Source organism: Tepidiforma sp. (assembly GCF_026419595.1).
Classification (GTDB): Bacteria; Chloroflexota; Dehalococcoidia; order Tepidiformales; family Tepidiformaceae; genus Tepidiforma.
In genome coordinates, this window is sequence record NZ_JANZZD010000112.1 from 1 (window position 1) to 593 (window position 593).

General features: G+C 51.3%; 1 protein-coding gene and 1 pseudogene. Both read left to right on the top strand.

The window, feature by feature from the left end; genetic code table 11:
- Positions 1-207, top strand: a pseudogene (locus N2041_RS14655) (hypothetical protein); the annotation flags it as partial.
- Between the two features lie 88 nt (positions 208-295).
- Positions 296-593, top strand: a 298-nt coding sequence (locus tag N2041_RS14660; RefSeq protein WP_297679361.1) for an ABC transporter ATP-binding protein, incomplete at its 3' end; no start/stop codon positions are given.

Here is a 593-nt window from a genome sequence, read left to right on the forward strand (position 1 = left end):
GACAAAGCCACCGCTGCGCTTCTTCGCGTCATCATTAAGAACGCCGGCCAAAAGATGGTAATGGTACCACCAGATGCACTGGGACGAACCGCAGGCGAGTTCATCGCTCCCGTTGAAGTTCTCGACGTGCTCATTACAGGACGCGAAGCGTCTACCGCTGCTTTGTGGGATTTAAGCGAAGCCGGCTTGCGTTTCGTATTGGCTTGATCCATCTTTCGGGTCCACAATAGGTTGAACCTTTAACAAGTAACTCAAAATTATTCACCATCCTTAACTAATGAAAGGAGTTTGTTGTATGGCCAGTGTAAGTTATCGTCACGTTTACAAGCGGTATGGCGACGTAGTCGCCGTCAATGACTTGAACCTTGAAATCGCCGACAAGGAGTTCATGGTCTTCGTAGGCCCGTCCGGCTGCGGTAAGAGCACCAGCCTGCGCATGTTAGCCGGTCTGGAAGAAATCAGTGAAGGCGAAATTTACATCGGCGATCGCAAGGTCAACGATGTACCCCCGAAAGACCGCGACATCGCGATGGTCTTCCAATCCTACGCTCTGTATCCTCACATGACGGTGTACGATAACATGGCCTTCGGGC